A 14,638-nucleotide genomic window follows, 5' to 3' on the forward strand; every position below is an offset into this window, starting at 1 on the left:
AACTTTAAATAAATGGTGATATTTTTATGTTTAAAGTAAAAATATTGACAAATAACTGGTATACAGATATACTTTGATTATCAAAGTATTTGAAAATCAAAGTATAGGAAATGGTGATAAACATGAGCAAATGTGTTGGAGTTGTCAATGAACTTCTAGTAGAAACCTTTAATGATATAATGCAAATAGAACAGAAGGCTCTTAAAGAAGGGGTACTTAATGATTTATCAATAACAGAAATTCATACTATTGATGCTATAGGAATGTACGAATTTAGAACTATGACACAAGTATCCCAAGATCTTAAAATAACTTTAGGCACTCTTACTACAGCTATAAGCAAACTTATGAAAAAGGGTTATGTAGATAGAAAAAGAGGCGAAGAAGATAGAAGATCAGTAATGATTGCTCTTACTAGAAAAGGAAAACTAGCCTATAGAATACATAACAAATTTCATTCAAATATGGTGCATGCAACTATAGATGGTCTTAATGATGAAGAAGAAGAGATATTAATAAAATCTCTTGAAAAATTAAACAATTTCTTCAAAGAAAAATACAAATTAGAAGGTTAATGAAAGGAGCGCTAAGTAATGAATGAGGTACAAATAATTGGTACAGGAAGTTATGCTCCTCTAAATATAATGACTAATAATCAGTTATCAGAAATTGTAGATACTTCTGATGAATGGATAATTTCAAGAACCGGCATCAAGCAAAGACATATATCACAAGGGGAGAACACTTCTGATTTAGCCACAAAAGCAGCATTAGAGGCATTAAAAGATGCTAATATTAAAGCTGAAGATATAGATTTAATAATCCTTGCAAGTACATCCCCAGATCAATTTGTTCCAGCTACTGCATGCATAGTTCAAGGGAATATAGGAGCTGTTAACGCTATGGCCTTTGATATATCAGCAGCATGCACAGGTTTTATATTTGCTCTTAATATAGCAATGCAATTCTTAAAAACTGGTAACCGTAAGCACGCATTAATAATAGGTGCAGAGGTATTATCAAAGATTGTTGATTGGACAGATAGAAATACTTGTATACTATTTGGGGATGGTGCAGGAGCAGCAGTACTTGAAGCAGGTAGTGTAAGAGGAATTATTTCCGTGGATTCAGCTTCAGAAGGACAAAAATCTCATTTTTTAACTTGTTCAACTGTAGATGTGAAAAATACTTTTACAAGTGGACATGAAGATTTTAAAGCTACAATAAGTATGGATGGCAAGGAAATCTTTAAGTTTGCAGTAAATACTATTGTAAAAAGTATAAATAAAATCTTAAATGATAATAATTATACTTTAGAAGATATTAAATATGTGGTTTGCCATCAAGCAAATTTCAGAATAATAGATTTTGTTGTAAAAAGATTGAAAGCTGACAAAGACAAGTTCTTTGTAAACTTAGATAAGTATGGAAATACTTCAGCAGCAAGTATAGCTATAGCATTAGACGAAATGAATAAAACAAATTTACTTACAGCTGGAGATAAAATTATACTTGTAGGCTTTGGTGGTGGATTAACCTACGGAGCTTCATTAATAGAATGGACAATTAACAAATAAAATATTAGGAGGAATTAATAATGGTATTTGAAAAAGTTAAAAAGGTAATAGTTGAACAATTAGGAATAGATGAGGTAGAGGTTACAATGGAGGCAAATTTTGCAGATGATTTAGGAGTAGATTCTCTTGAAATATTTGAAATTGTAATGTCACTTGAGGAAGCTTTTGAGATTGAAATACCAAATGAAGATATAGAAAATATTAATGATGTAAAAGGAATTGTTAAATATATAGAAGCAAAACTTAAATAATAGAAATTGTGGGTTAGATAATTATAGAGCTGAACTACTAAGTATAATAAAATTTAGTTTTTTTCAGTATGTTAAAAAGTATATATTACATTAAATGTAGTTCGGTAATATATACTTTTTTTCTATAATTATCTAGCCCTAACTATATGGTTTTAAGGAATCAAAGGAGGGGTAAAATGTTTAATTCTGTATTTTTTGAAGATTTAGGTATAAAGTATCCAATAATACAAGGTGGAATGGCTTGGGTTGCAGATAGTAGTTTGGCATCAGCAGTATCTAATGCAGGGGGCCTCGGTATTATAGCAGCAGCAAATGCGCCCACTGATTATATAAGAGATGAAATTAGAAAAGCAAAGAAGTTAACAGATAAACCTTTTGGTGTGAATATAATGCTACTAAGTGATAACGCAGAAGAAATTGCACATCTTGTATGCGAAGAAGGGGTTAAGGTAGTAACTACAGGGGCAGGTAATCCAGGAAAATACATGGATCTTTGGAAAGAACATGGGATTAAGGTAATACCAGTAGTAGCTTCTGTAGCATTGGCTAAGCGTATGGAGAGAGCTGGAGCAGATGCAGTCATTGCAGAAGGTTGTGAATCTGGAGGACATATAGGTGAACTTACTACTATGGCACTAGTTCCTCAAGTTGTTGATGGAGTTAATATTCCAGTAATTGCAGCAGGTGGCATAGGGGATGGGCGTGGCGTGGCAGCAGCATTTATGCTTGGAGTACAGGGAGTTCAAGTAGGAACAAGATTTTTAGTAGCAAATGAGTGTACAATTCATGAGAATTACAAAAAAAAGGTATTAGGAGCAAAGGACATAGATTCTGTGGTTACAGGAAGACCTACAGGCCACCCAGTTAGGGTTTTAAAAAATAAGTTATCAAGACAATTTCAGAAGCTTGAAAAGGAAAATGTATCAGTAGAGGTTTTAGAAGAACTTGGACGAGGATGTCTACAAAGGGCAGTTAAAGAAGGCGATATCGAGATGGGATCCGTTTTGGCAGGACAAATTGCAGGTCTTGTAAAGAAAGAACAAAGTTGCAAAGAAATTATAGAAGAGATGTTTACTCAGGCAGAGGAAACTATAAAAAAACTTAGATAAAAAATAATGATATTATTTCACATAGATGATAATAAGGGAGGAAAATTATGAGTAAAATTGCTTTTATTTTTCCAGGACAGGGAGCTCAATATATTGGAATGGGTAAGGAATTATTTGAGAATATAGAGGTTTGTAAAAATATATTTAAGATTGCAGATAAAGAGCTGGGTTTTGAATTAAGCAAACTTTGTTTCGAAGGAACACAAGAGGAACTAAATATTACGGAGAATACTCAACCGGCTATTTTAACTACTAGTATAGCAGCTCTTATGGCATTAGCTCAGCATGGTATAAAGTGCGATGTAACTGCAGGACTTAGTCTTGGAGAGTATTCAGCACTAGTTTGCAGTGGAGTTATGGATTTTGTGGATGCTGTAAAACTTGTTAAAAAGCGTGGGAAATTTATGCAAGAGGCAGTGCCAGTAGGAATAGGAACTATGGCAGCTATAATAGGCCTTACGACAGGTTGTGTTGAAGAAATTTGTAGTGAGGCTAGAACTTCTGGCATAGTAGAGATCTCTAATTTAAATTGCCCAGGGCAAATAGTAATTGCCGGGGAAATAGTTGCGGTAGAACATGCTTGCGCAGCAGCAATAGAAAAAGGTGCAAGAAAAGCAGTTATTTTACCAGTAAGTGCACCTTTTCATACTTCTATGTTAAAACCCGCAGCAGAAAAATTGGAAATTGAGCTTAAAAATATAAATCTTAAAGAAATGACTATTCCAGTAATGTCAAATGTAAACGGTGATTATGTAAAGAGTAAGGGCGATATAAAATCTAATTTAAAACTTCAAGTTATGAGTTCTGTTTTATGGGAAACAATTATAAGAAATATGATAAAGGATGGTGTTGATACCTTCGTAGAGATAGGACCAGGCAAGGTATTACGTGGCTTTATTAAAAATATAGATAGAAAACTTACAGTGGTGAATGTAGAAGATATGGCATCTTTAGACAAAGCTGTCTCCACATTAAATAAAGTAGTACAATTACATAAACAGTAGAATTACTTAAATTCCAAAATTCATTAATTAACAAAACTGTTTAATAAGCACAACTAATGAAGAGATAAAATCACTATAAACATGTAAAGGAGCACGGATATATGTTAAAGGGAAAAACAGCAGTAGTAACAGGAGCTAGTCGAGGCATTGGAAGAGCCATAGCAATAAAGCTAGCAAAACTTGGAGCAAATATAGTTGTTAATTATAGAAATAGTGTAGATGCGGTGCAGGAAGTAGTTAAAGAAATAGAAGCTTTTGGAGTTAAAGCACTAGCTGTTCAGGCTGATATAAGTAGTTATAGTGATGTAGAGTTTATGATGAAAAAATGTATTGAAGAATTCGGAAGTTTAGATATTCTAGTTAATAATGCTGGCATAACAAAAGATGGGCTTTTAATGAGAATGAAGGAAGAGGACTTTGATAGTGTTATAGATATTAATCTAAAGGGTGCTTTTAATTGCACAAGGCATGTATCATCCATAATGCTTAAACAAAGAAGTGGGAGAATAATAAATATATCCTCAGTGTCTGGACTTACAGGTAATGCTGGCCAAGTAAATTACTGCGCTGCTAAGGCAGGAGTAATAGGAATGACTAAGGCTGTGGCTAGAGAATTTGGGGGTCGCGGAGTTACTTGTAATGCAGTAGCACCAGGATATATTCAAACAGACATGACTGTGGCTTTGCCTGCGAAAGTAGTGGATGTTATAATGAGCACTATTCCACTAAAGAGACTTGGCATGCCTGAAGATGTAGCAAATGCAGTAGCATTTTTAGCCTCAGAGGAAGCGGCGTATATAACAGGTCAGGTTATAAATGTAGATGGCGGAATGGTAATGCAGTAGAAAAGACGGTTAATATAGCACTTATAGGTGATATTAAAGGAGGTTTCATTTTATGAAAAATAGAGTTGTTATAACAGGAATGGGAGCAGTTACTCCTATAGGAAATGATGTAGTTAATTTTTGGGATAATGTAAAACTAGGCACTTGTGGCATAGATATAATTAAGTCTTTTGATATTTCAGAATACAAATGTAAAATGGGTGCAGAGGTCAAAGACTTTGATGTAACAGTTGCACTTGGCATTAGAGAAGCTAGAAAAATGGATAAATATTGTCAATATGCAATGGTGGCTGCTGATGAAGCAGTTAAAAATTCTGGACTTGACCTACAAGCTATAGATAGTGAAAAATTAGCAGTAATAGTTGGATCAGGAATAGGTGGAATTGGAACTATTGAGAAAGAGCATGCAAAGCTTATGGAAAAAGGGCCGAGCAGAGTATCTCCATATTTAATACCTATGATAATAGGCAATATGGCAGCTGGAAACATTGCAATAAAGTATGGTGCTAAAGGTATGTGCTCAAGTGTAGTTACGGCTTGCGCCACAGGAACTAATGCAATAGGAGATGCTTTTCACCTCATTCAAGATGGAAGAGCAGACATAATAATAGCTGGAGGGGCAGAAGGGTCAATAACACCACTTGCACTGGCGGGATTTACCTCTTTAACAGCTTTAACTAAAAGTGAAGATCCACTAAGAGCATCTATTCCTTTTGATAAAGAAAGGTCTGGTTTTGTTATGGGAGAGGGCGCAGGTATAGTTATACTTGAATCTTTAGAGCATGCAAAAAAAAGAAATGCAAAAATATATGCTGAGATGAAGGGTTATGGTGCAACTTGTGATGCCTATCATATTACTTCACCATCACCAGATGGCGATGGTGCAGCAAGAGCAATGATAATGGCGCTTAAAGATGCAGATGTTAAGCCTTGCGAAGTATCATATATCAATGCACATGGAACAAGTACTCCATACAATGACAAGTTTGAAACTGTAGCTATAAAATCTGCCTTTGGAGAATCTGCATATAAAATACCTATAAGTTCAACAAAATCTATGACTGGACACCTACTTGGAGCATCAGGAGCAATAGAAGCCATAGTATGTATAAAAGCCTTAGAAGAAGGTTTTATACCAGCAACTATAGGATATAGTGTTCCAGATGAAGATTGTGATTTAGATTACGTTCCAAACATTGGAAGAGAGCAGCAGCTTAAATATACAATGTCAAATTCACTAGGATTTGGTGGTCACAATGCTTCAATATTATTTGAAAAATGGGATGGTAAATAATTATGGATTATAAAAATATTGAAGAGTTAATAAAAACCGTTAGTGATTCACAGCTTACATTATTTGAAATTGAGACAGAAGGTATTAAAATAAAGATGGAGAAAAAAGAGAAGCAGGTAGTGGTAGAGAGAGCGCCTGCATCGGAAGTGCCTGCTAAATCAGTTATTGAGGATTCAATAACTAGCAAAAATATAGCTACCAATCCAATGATAGCAGAAAACCTAGATAGCAAAACAGCTAGTGCTATTGAAAATGTAGCCGAGATAATACCAGATAAAAATATATTTATAGTTAAATCACCTATTGTTGGGACTGTGTATTCTTCACCTAGCGCAGAATTACAAAACTTTGTTGAAATTGGTTCTGTAGTTAAAAAGGGAGATATTCTTTGTATTTTAGAAGCTATGAAGCTTATGAATGAGATTGAAAGTGAAGTAGATGGAGAAGTTGTAGAAGTATTAGTTTCAAATGAAGATATGGTAGAGTACGGACAGCCACTATTTAAAATACGTAAAAAATAGGTGCTAAAAGTCAATTTTAAAATATCAGTTGTCCATTGATTTAATTTTTAGAAAGGTGGAAGAATGTATATGGAAGATATAAAAGGTACTACTTTAAATATAAAACAAATTCAAGAGATTATCCCTCATAGATATCCATTTTTATTTGTGGATAAAATAGAGGAATTAGAGCCAGGAAAAAGAGCTGTAGGCTATAAGAATATTACTATGAATGAGTATTTCTTTCAAGGTCATTTTAAAGCGGAGCCTATACTACCAGGAGTCATAATTATTGAAGCTCTAGCACAGGTTGGAGCAGTGGCACTTTTAAGTATGGAAGACTATAAAGGTAAAATTGCTTACTTTGGTGGAATAAATAAAGCTAGATTCAGAAAAAAAGTTGTTCCTGGAGATGTGCTTAGACTGGAAGTAGAAATAATCAAAATGAAGGGACCTGTTGGAATTGGTAAGGCAGTAGCTACAGTAAATGGAGAAAAGGTTGCAGAAGCTGAAATTACGTTTGCAGTAGGGATTGAATAATAATTTTGAGTGCAGGGAAGGTAAATAATATGTTTAAGAAGATATTAATTGCTAATAGAGGCGAAATAGCAGTAAGAATAATTAGGGCTTGTCATGAAATGGGTATTCAAACTGTGGCAGTATATTCTGAGGCTGATAAAACTGCTCTTCATACACAAATGGCAGATGAGGCAGTTTGTATTGGACCTGCTAAATCGAAGGATAGTTATTTAAATATGCAAAACATTTTAAGTGCCACAGTGCTTACAGGTGCAGAGGCAATTCATCCGGGTTATGGGTTCTTATCTGAAAATAGTAAGTTTGCACAGATGTGTGAGGAATGTAATATAAAATATATAGGGCCAAGTTCCCAGAATATTGATAATATGGGTAACAAGTTAAAGGCAAGAGAAATTATGATAATAGCTGGTGTGCCAGTAGTTCCTGGGTCAGATGGATCAATTGACTCTGAAATAGAAGCAATAAGTTCTGCGCAAAAAATAGGATACCCTGTAATGATAAAGGCTTCAGCAGGTGGAGGCGGACGTGGGATAAGGGTTGTTACAAAAGAAGAAGATCTTATACCTGCATATAATACCGCAAGAGCAGAATCAAAAACTGCATTTGGTGATGACACGATGTACATGGAAAAATTTATTGAAGAGCCAAGACATATAGAGTTTCAAATACTTGCAGATGAGCATGGAAATATTGTTCATCTTGGTGAACGTGATTGTTCTGTTCAAAGGAGAAATCAGAAGGTAATAGAAGAGGCGCCAGGAGCTGCAATGACCCGAGAACTTAGAAAACAGATGGGTGAGGTTGCGGTTAAGGCGGCTAAATCTATTAATTATAAAAATGCTGGGACTATAGAGTTTTTATTAGATAAGCATGGAAAATATTATTTTATGGAGATGAATACTCGTATACAGGTAGAGCATCCAATAACAGAGATGATCACTGGGGTAGATTTGGTTAAAGAACAGATAAACATTTCTTCGGGACAAGTGCTCAAATATAAACAAGAGGACATAAAAATTCAGGGGCATGCTATAGAATGTAGGATAAATGCAGAAAATCCTAATAGAAATTTTATGCCTTGTCCAGGTGAAATAAAATCACTTCATCTTCCTGGAGGAAATGGAGTAAGAATTGATAGTGCGGCATATCAAGGATACAAAATTCCACCTACTTATGACTCTATGATAGGGAAACTTATTGTTCATGGAAGAGATAGAAACGAGGCGCTATGTAAAATGAGAAGGGCCTTAGGGGAATTTATAATAGAAGGTGTTGATACTAATATAGATTTCCAATTTAAAATAATAAATAATGAAAACTTTATTAAAGGAAAATTTGATACTAGTTTTATAAGTAAAGAATTTAAGGATCTTTAAAAAGTAGCTAAATGCATGCATCCATTGTAGGTAGTGTAGTGTGTTTTTAGAAAGGGGTAGTTATATGTTTGAGTTTAACCGTATATTTAAAAAGAGTAGATATATTGAGGTTAAAAACACAGAAGATGAAGATGGCGAAAAAAAACCTAATATCCCCACCGGAATGTGGGTTAAATGTGAAACTTGCGGTAAGATACTTTACAGTAAGGATTTAGAAAACAGTATAATGACCTGTGAAAATTGTAGAACCCATTTCAGAATTGGTTCTAGAGAAAGAATAAATTACACCATAGACAGTGGAACTTTTATAGAATACGATAAGAATATGATTTCAGATAATCCAATAGATTTTGATGGATATGAAGAAAAACTTCAAGAGTTAAGAGATAGAACATTATTAAATGAAGCTGTAATAACTGGAGAAGGAAAGATAAATGGTCAGGATACAATAATTGCAGTAATGGATAGTAATTTCATGATGGGAAGTATGGGATCTGTTGTTGGGGAAAAAATTACAAGGGCTATTGAAAAAGCTACAGAAACCAAAAAACCAATTATTATATTTACAGCTTCAGGGGGGGCTAGGATGCAGGAAGGCATATACTCTCTAATGCAAATGGCGAAAACTAGTGCGGCGATTGCAAGGCATAATAAAAAGGGCGGCCTTTATATAACTGTTCTTACAGATCCAACTACCGGAGGAGTTACAGCGAGTTTTGCAATGCTTGGAGATATAATAATAGCTGAGCCTAATGCATTAATAGGTTTTGCAGGTAAAAGAGTTATTGAACAAACAATAAAGCAGCAATTGCCTGAGGGCTTTCAAAGGGCAGAATTTTTGCTTGAAAAGGGTTTTATAGATAAGGTAGTTGATAGAAAAGCTATGAAGGATACTTTAACGGAGATACTAAAAATTCATTCATAGCTAATAGTAACACGTTGGGAGTGAGATTTTATGGTTACTTTACCTTTTGAAAAGCACATGTACGAACTTAAGAGTAAAATAGATGAATTAAAAAATTTAGCAACAGACCAAAATTTGGATTTAGAAAAAGAAATAAGGCAAATGGAAGTTAAGCTCTATAATATGCAAAAGGAAGCTTATAAAAATTTAACTGCTTGGGATAAGGTAAGTATAGCAAGACTTGTAGAGCGGCCTACTGCTCTTGATTATATAAACCTAATCTTTGACTCCTTTATTGAGCTACATGGAGATAGATATTATGGAGATGATGCGGCTATTGTAGGTGGAATTGCATATTTAAGTGGTATTCCTGTAACTGTTATAGCTCAACAAAAGGGAAATAATACTAAGGAAAACATAAAGAGAAACTTTGGTATGCCTAGTCCTGAAGGATATAGAAAAGCTTTAAGACTTATGAAACAGGCGGAAAAATTCAGCAGACCTGTTATTTGCCTTGTGGATACCCCAGGGGCATATTGTGGACTTGGTGCAGAAGAAAGAGGCCAAGGAGAAGCAATTGCTAGAAATCTTATGGAGATGTCAACATTAAAAACCCCAATAATCTCAATAGTTATAGGAGAGGGTGGAAGTGGTGGAGCTTTAGCAATGGCTGTAGCAGATGAGGTTTGGATGTTAGAACATGCGATTTATTCTATTTTATCACCAGAGGGTTTTGCTTCTATATTATTTAAAGATGCGAGTAGGTCAAAAGAAGCAGCCAATGTAATGAAAATAACAGCTCAAGATTTAATTGAATTTGGAATAATAGATAGAATTATAAAAGAACCTCTAGGTGGAGCGCATACAAATGTAGATGAGATGGCAGCCAGCATTAAACGTAATTTAGAGGAATCAATTAATAGATTAATATGGGAACCTATAGAATCATTACTTACTAAGAGATACTACAAATTTAGAAAGATTGGCAAGGTAGTAGAATAATTAATAAGATTAAAGGTTGAATAAAAGGCTGATTTCTAGGTGTTTAAGAAAAGTATATATGCTTTTCTTTTTTTTTGGTATTGAAGTGTATGTATAAATCATACATAATAGAGTAGAGAATAATATTTATGAGAAGGGTAAAGGGGAATTAAGTTATGAGTAAAACACTTAGTGACACAATTTTAGTAATAGATTCAGGATGCGATTTACCTTTAGATTATATAGGGCAAGAAAATATAGTACCCATAGGTTTAGTGTGCAATTTTAAAGGTGAAACAATAGAGGATGACTTTGGTAAAAAATTTATTCGTAAAGACTTTTATGATGCATTAAGGCAAGGAGAAATGCCTACTACTTCACAGATAAATAGCCAAAGATATCAAGAGGTTTTTAGAAAGTATGTGAAGGAAGGAAAGCCTATTATATATATTGTTATGTCTTCTGGAATATCCGGAACTATAAATAGTGCAAATTTAGCAAAAGAAACTATACTTGAAGAGTTCCCTGATTCTAATATAAGTATAGTTGATAGTAAATGTGCAAGTCTTGGGCAAGGACTTTTAGTTTATTATGCTTATGAAATGTTAAAAAAAGGAAAAACAAAAGATGAAATAGTTACCTGGCTAGAGGAAAACAAGCTTAGAATTAACCATTGGTTTACAGTTAATGATTTAAATCATTTAAAAAGAGGTGGAAGAATTTCAAGTTCTGCTGCAACAGTTGGTACTTTGCTTAATATAAAACCTGTTTTGTTTATGGATAATGATGGACGACTAATTCCTTTTTCTAAATGTAGAGGAAGAAAAAAGGCAATACACACCTTAGCTGAAAAATTCATAGAAAGATCAGACCCAAATGTAAAACAAGTTATTGCCATAGGCCATGGGGATTGCATTGAAGATGCATTGACTCTGGAGGAGTTGGTTCGCGAAAATGGAAATGTTGAAGATGTCATTTTAAATTATGTAGGAACGGCAATAGGATCTCATACGGGACCAGAAATATTAGGATTATATTTTATAGCTAAGGAAAGATAAGCGCACTTATATTAAGGGGAAGAATATTGTAATTATAATTTTATTTAATAAAGTAAAGGGAGATGCCCACGATACATCTCCCTTTAAAACTACTTTGTTTCTTTTCCTAATTTCTTGGACTCTTTAGAAACTCCTATTTCATTGGCAGTTTCCATTTTCATTTTAGATAATTCTTGTTTTGTTTTTGGATTAGCCTTTTTATTATCTTTGCTATTTTTGTTATCTTTATGTGACATTGAATAAACCTCCTTGTATCGTTTAAGGGTAGTAACAATTATTAATTGTTATTCCTATTTCTATTTTACATTTCAATAATAATATAACCAAATTTATAAAATATATGCAAAAAATATGTTTTTATAATAATTTAATAAATAGATTATTTTGATGGTCTATTATTTATTTTAATGTACTATTTAGTGATATAATTAGTATTATTTTAAAAAATTACTTATGAGGAAGTGGGTAGATGAATAAAACAATAGGATTTATAGGCTGTGGAAATATGGCGCGAGCTATGATAGGTGGGATAGTAAAATCGAATTTAGTTCCTAGTGAAAAGGTAATAGCAAGTAATCCATCAGATAAGAACTTAGATAAGGTAAAAGAAGAATATAATATTTTAGTAACTAATGATAATGTAGAAGTTGCAAAGTATGCTGATATAGTAATACTTGCTATAAAGCCTGAAAAGTATTTTGAGGTTATTGAGGGAATAAAACTATATTTAAAGAAGGATGTAATTATAGTAACAATAGCTGCAGGTATACCACTAGATGGTATGAGGGATGCACTAGGAGCCTCTGCGAAGGTAGTAAGAACTATGCCAAATACTCCTGCGCTTGTAGGTGAGGGAATGAGTGCGTTGTGTGCTAATAAAAATGTAACTAAAGAAGAATTACAAGAGGTAATAGATATATTTGAAAGCTTTGGTAAAATAGAAATATTAGAGGAAAATATTATTGATGTAGTTCCTGCGGTAAGCGGTTCATCTCCTGCTTACGTGTATATGTTTATTGAAGCATTAGGCGATGGGGCTGTGCTCCAAGGTATGCCAAGAGATAAAGCATATAGAATGGCAGCTCAAGCAGTGCTAGGGGCAGCTAAAATGGTGCTTGATACTGGAGAGCATCCGGGAAAACTTAAAGATAATGTATGCTCACCAGGGGGATCTACTATAGCGGCAGTATATAATTTAGAAAAAAATAATTTTAGGGGCTCAGTTATTTCAGCTATGGAGAGTTGTACAGAAAAAATAATTAAAATGGGGGAAAAATAATACTTCATAAAAATAAAATAAGAAATAATTTAGAGGTGTAATAAAATTATTACACCTCAAATACGCTTGAAAGACTGCTTATTTTTTGCTTATTCAATAATATTAGTGCTATTGCCTAACTCAATAACTGCTGCTTTCTCATTGCCTAGTAAATTATAATTAGTTAGATGAAATCTTTTGAGTAATCTTTAATGCAGAAACCAGTGCATTTACAGAGGCTTCAATTTCACTGTCACTGGATTTATCATTTCCAAGCTCAATAAGAGCCGAATTGTTAGATAAATCTTGATTAAAATAAGATATTCCAAAGGTATACAAGTATATTTCTGATTTAATTCCACTTGTAGTTTTAATATTGGCTATTAGGTTGTCTACGAGTTTCTTATTTGTTTTATAGTGAGGGCTCTTTTTAGTAAGGTCAAAATGTATTTTTACCGCATCAGATTTGTTTTTTACCGTTATATCACGATGTATGTCTAATAAAATAGTATTTGAATATGACTTTACATTTTTTGTTATTAAGTCACGTGAAGTTTGATATGATTTATTATAATCTGTAGATGGGTCAATTTTTATGAAATGGCTATTAAAACCTTCACTAATAAGCTTATCATTGAGTAAAGCACCTACATCAGTTACTTTTATTCCAGAGGGGTAAGCTTCATCAGGATGACTATTATAAATCACTATGTCAGATGAAAATGGTACTATAGGATTTGTATTAGCTTTTGATGATTTTTTTAGAGTAAGTGCTGACGCATTTGGTGTACTATTAACTGTAATTTTAGAAGATACCACTGGCGTTTTCACTTTCAATACTGTAGCTTTACCGATATTTTTATCTGAGCTTATATTTGAAGAGTTTAGTGCAATTCCTAGGCTTCCTATAATTATGACAACTACTGAACCAAGTAATATACCCTTAATATTTATCTTTTTATACTTTGAAATCATAATAATCCTCCTTTTTAATTCTGAACTATTCATAACCATTGGGGTAGTCCCAATAAGTCTATTACTGCTGCGAGCCAGCTCTAATACTCGTATTAATGCATTACCATATTCCAGATGACCACCTTGCTCTAAAAGTGAAATCACTCCACTATCACAGGAGAACTCACAGTCTTGTCTCATTCTATGAAAGGCATAGAGTAAAATTGGATTAAACCAGTAAATAATTGACAACAGTGTTATAACCCAATTTATAAACATGTCTTTGTTTTTCAAATGGGTTAATTCGTGCATTACTATATACTTAAATTCCTCATCACAAACATTAACCTCTACACTCAATGGAATTAGTATCGTTGGTTTAATTAGTCCACATAAGGAAGGACTGACTATTTTTGTAGAATATGAGAGCTCTACCTCAGTTCTTATATTCATAGTTTTCATGCAGTCATATAGGAGTTCACTATGTGCGATAGTTACAGTTTTTATAGAAGTTCTAATGATTTTTCTGAGCTTTTTATGTCCTGCAAATAATATACATATTAATAACAAAATCCCAGAGAACCATATTGTACAGAATATTTTTTTCATGTTAATATTGGTGTTTGAAGGTATATTCATAGATTGCTTAATTAAACTTTTATTTGAAGTCTCAAAAGCACTTATTGATATTGAATCCCCTAAGTTAGAACTAATAAGTTGCTCTGAACAGTTAATTTGTGATTTCTGGTTGCTTTCATTTATTGTGGACTGCACATATGAATTTTCATATAGATTAGAAATATTTAAAGGGGTTTGTGGTCCAAAAGGAATTATTAATTTTATGAGCAAGATTAACCATATATAATAATGAAAAGTTGGACTTAATTTATTTTTAAATATTGTTTTAGCAATTAATATTATTAGTACGATTACACCACCAATTAAAGATGAAAGTACAATCTTATCAAATATATTTACTATAACCAT

At 33.2% G+C, this 14,638-nt stretch carries 16 protein-coding genes; 14 read left to right on the top strand and 2 right to left on the bottom strand.

Annotation, left to right across the window (positions count from 1 at the left end; genetic code table 11):
* Nucleotides 1-122: 122 nt before the first annotated feature.
* From ACREVU_RS17810 to ACREVU_RS17870, 13 genes are all read left to right on the top strand, one after another.
* The gene (locus ACREVU_RS17810; RefSeq protein WP_431552942.1) at nt 123-575 is read left to right on the top strand and encodes a MarR family winged helix-turn-helix transcriptional regulator; all 453 of its coding nucleotides are present in this window, start codon (nt 123-125) and stop codon (nt 573-575) included.
* 18 nt (nt 576-593) lie between these two features.
* Entirely contained in the window at nt 594-1,577 is a 984-nt protein-coding gene (locus tag ACREVU_RS17815) for a beta-ketoacyl-ACP synthase III (protein ID WP_431552943.1), read from the top strand.
* A gap of 20 nt (nt 1,578-1,597) precedes the next feature.
* Nucleotides 1,598-1,828 (top strand): acyl carrier protein, encoded by a 231-nt coding sequence (gene acpP, locus ACREVU_RS17820; protein ID WP_216161095.1) that lies wholly within the window; start codon nt 1,598-1,600, stop codon nt 1,826-1,828.
* Between the two features lie 176 nt (nt 1,829-2,004).
* Nucleotides 2,005-2,937, top strand: a complete 933-nt coding sequence (gene fabK, locus ACREVU_RS17825; protein ID WP_431552944.1) for an enoyl-[acyl-carrier-protein] reductase FabK — start codon at nt 2,005-2,007, stop codon at nt 2,935-2,937.
* A 47-nt stretch (nt 2,938-2,984) separates the two neighbouring features.
* Entirely contained in the window at nt 2,985-3,941 is a 957-nt protein-coding gene (fabD, locus tag ACREVU_RS17830) for an ACP S-malonyltransferase (protein WP_431552945.1), read from the top strand.
* Between the two features lie 101 nt (nt 3,942-4,042).
* Nucleotides 4,043-4,786, top strand: a complete 744-nt coding sequence (gene fabG / locus ACREVU_RS17835; protein ID WP_431552946.1) for a 3-oxoacyl-[acyl-carrier-protein] reductase — start codon at nt 4,043-4,045, stop codon at nt 4,784-4,786.
* Nucleotides 4,787-4,838: 52 nt separating this feature from the next.
* Nucleotides 4,839-6,080 carry a beta-ketoacyl-ACP synthase II gene (gene fabF / locus ACREVU_RS17840; RefSeq protein WP_431552947.1) on the top strand — a complete coding sequence of 414 codons (1,242 nt, stop codon included), beginning with the start codon at nt 4,839-4,841 and terminating at the stop codon, nt 6,078-6,080.
* 2 nt (nt 6,081-6,082) lie between these two features.
* Nucleotides 6,083-6,601: an acetyl-CoA carboxylase biotin carboxyl carrier protein gene (gene accB, locus ACREVU_RS17845; protein WP_431552948.1), complete on the top strand. Its 519-nt coding sequence runs from the start codon at nt 6,083-6,085 to the stop codon at nt 6,599-6,601.
* Nucleotides 6,602-6,670: 69 nt separating this feature from the next.
* Nucleotides 6,671-7,120 (top strand): 3-hydroxyacyl-ACP dehydratase FabZ, encoded by a 450-nt coding sequence (gene fabZ / locus ACREVU_RS17850; protein ID WP_431552949.1) that lies wholly within the window; start codon nt 6,671-6,673, stop codon nt 7,118-7,120.
* Between the two features lie 29 nt (nt 7,121-7,149).
* Nucleotides 7,150-8,496, top strand: coding sequence for an acetyl-CoA carboxylase biotin carboxylase subunit (locus ACREVU_RS17855; protein ID WP_431552950.1), 1,347 nt, complete (start codon nt 7,150-7,152; stop codon nt 8,494-8,496).
* A 64-nt stretch (nt 8,497-8,560) separates the two neighbouring features.
* Nucleotides 8,561-9,421 carry an acetyl-CoA carboxylase, carboxyltransferase subunit beta gene (accD, locus tag ACREVU_RS17860; RefSeq protein ID WP_431552951.1) on the top strand — a complete coding sequence of 287 codons (861 nt, stop codon included), beginning with the start codon at nt 8,561-8,563 and terminating at the stop codon, nt 9,419-9,421.
* Nucleotides 9,422-9,451: 30 nt separating this feature from the next.
* Complete coding sequence (locus tag ACREVU_RS17865; protein ID WP_431552952.1) at nt 9,452-10,402, top strand: acetyl-CoA carboxylase carboxyltransferase subunit alpha; 951 nt, start codon at nt 9,452-9,454, stop codon at nt 10,400-10,402.
* 155 nt (nt 10,403-10,557) lie between these two features.
* Nucleotides 10,558-11,439, top strand: a complete 882-nt coding sequence (locus tag ACREVU_RS17870) for a DegV family protein (RefSeq protein WP_431552953.1) — start codon at nt 10,558-10,560, stop codon at nt 11,437-11,439.
* Between the two features lie 89 nt (nt 11,440-11,528).
* On the opposite strand, the gene ACREVU_RS17875 is transcribed toward ACREVU_RS17870, so the two are convergent.
* A complete protein-coding gene (locus ACREVU_RS17875) occupies nt 11,529-11,675 on the bottom strand; it encodes a small, acid-soluble spore protein, alpha/beta type (protein WP_216161130.1) in 147 nt (48 codons plus the stop codon).
* A 233-nt stretch (nt 11,676-11,908) separates the two neighbouring features.
* Between ACREVU_RS17875 and proC the strand changes: the two genes are divergently transcribed.
* Nucleotides 11,909-12,718, top strand: a complete 810-nt coding sequence (gene proC, locus ACREVU_RS17880) for a pyrroline-5-carboxylate reductase (protein WP_431552954.1) — start codon at nt 11,909-11,911, stop codon at nt 12,716-12,718.
* A gap of 159 nt (nt 12,719-12,877) precedes the next feature.
* Here proC and ACREVU_RS17885 read toward each other — a convergent pair whose 3' ends face one another.
* Entirely contained in the window at nt 12,878-14,638 is a 1,761-nt protein-coding gene (locus ACREVU_RS17885) for a M56 family metallopeptidase (RefSeq protein ID WP_431552955.1), read from the bottom strand.

Source organism: Clostridium sp. (assembly GCF_050717535.1).
Lineage (GTDB): Bacteria > Bacillota > Clostridia > Clostridiales > Clostridiaceae > Clostridium_AD.

Coding starts and splice junctions, on each gene's coding strand:
- ACREVU_RS17810 (WP_431552942.1), top strand. CDS start 123: ATGAGCAAATGTGTTGGAGTTGTCAATGAACTTCTAGTAGAAACCTTT.
- ACREVU_RS17815 (WP_431552943.1), top strand. CDS start 594: ATGAATGAGGTACAAATAATTGGTACAGGAAGTTATGCTCCTCTAAAT.
- acpP (WP_216161095.1), top strand. CDS start 1,598: ATGGTATTTGAAAAAGTTAAAAAGGTAATAGTTGAACAATTAGGAATA.
- fabK (WP_431552944.1), top strand. CDS start 2,005: ATGTTTAATTCTGTATTTTTTGAAGATTTAGGTATAAAGTATCCAATA.
- fabD (WP_431552945.1), top strand. CDS start 2,985: ATGAGTAAAATTGCTTTTATTTTTCCAGGACAGGGAGCTCAATATATT.
- fabG (WP_431552946.1), top strand. CDS start 4,043: ATGTTAAAGGGAAAAACAGCAGTAGTAACAGGAGCTAGTCGAGGCATT.
- fabF (WP_431552947.1), top strand. CDS start 4,839: ATGAAAAATAGAGTTGTTATAACAGGAATGGGAGCAGTTACTCCTATA.
- accB (WP_431552948.1), top strand. CDS start 6,083: ATGGATTATAAAAATATTGAAGAGTTAATAAAAACCGTTAGTGATTCA.
- fabZ (WP_431552949.1), top strand. CDS start 6,671: ATGGAAGATATAAAAGGTACTACTTTAAATATAAAACAAATTCAAGAG.
- ACREVU_RS17855 (WP_431552950.1), top strand. CDS start 7,150: ATGTTTAAGAAGATATTAATTGCTAATAGAGGCGAAATAGCAGTAAGA.
- accD (WP_431552951.1), top strand. CDS start 8,561: ATGTTTGAGTTTAACCGTATATTTAAAAAGAGTAGATATATTGAGGTT.
- ACREVU_RS17865 (WP_431552952.1), top strand. CDS start 9,452: ATGGTTACTTTACCTTTTGAAAAGCACATGTACGAACTTAAGAGTAAA.
- ACREVU_RS17870 (WP_431552953.1), top strand. CDS start 10,558: ATGAGTAAAACACTTAGTGACACAATTTTAGTAATAGATTCAGGATGC.
- ACREVU_RS17875 (WP_216161130.1), bottom strand. CDS start 11,675: ATGTCACATAAAGATAACAAAAATAGCAAAGATAATAAAAAGGCTAAT.
- proC (WP_431552954.1), top strand. CDS start 11,909: ATGAATAAAACAATAGGATTTATAGGCTGTGGAAATATGGCGCGAGCT.
- ACREVU_RS17885 (WP_431552955.1), bottom strand. CDS start 14,638: ATGGTTATAGTAAATATATTTGATAAGATTGTACTTTCATCTTTAATT.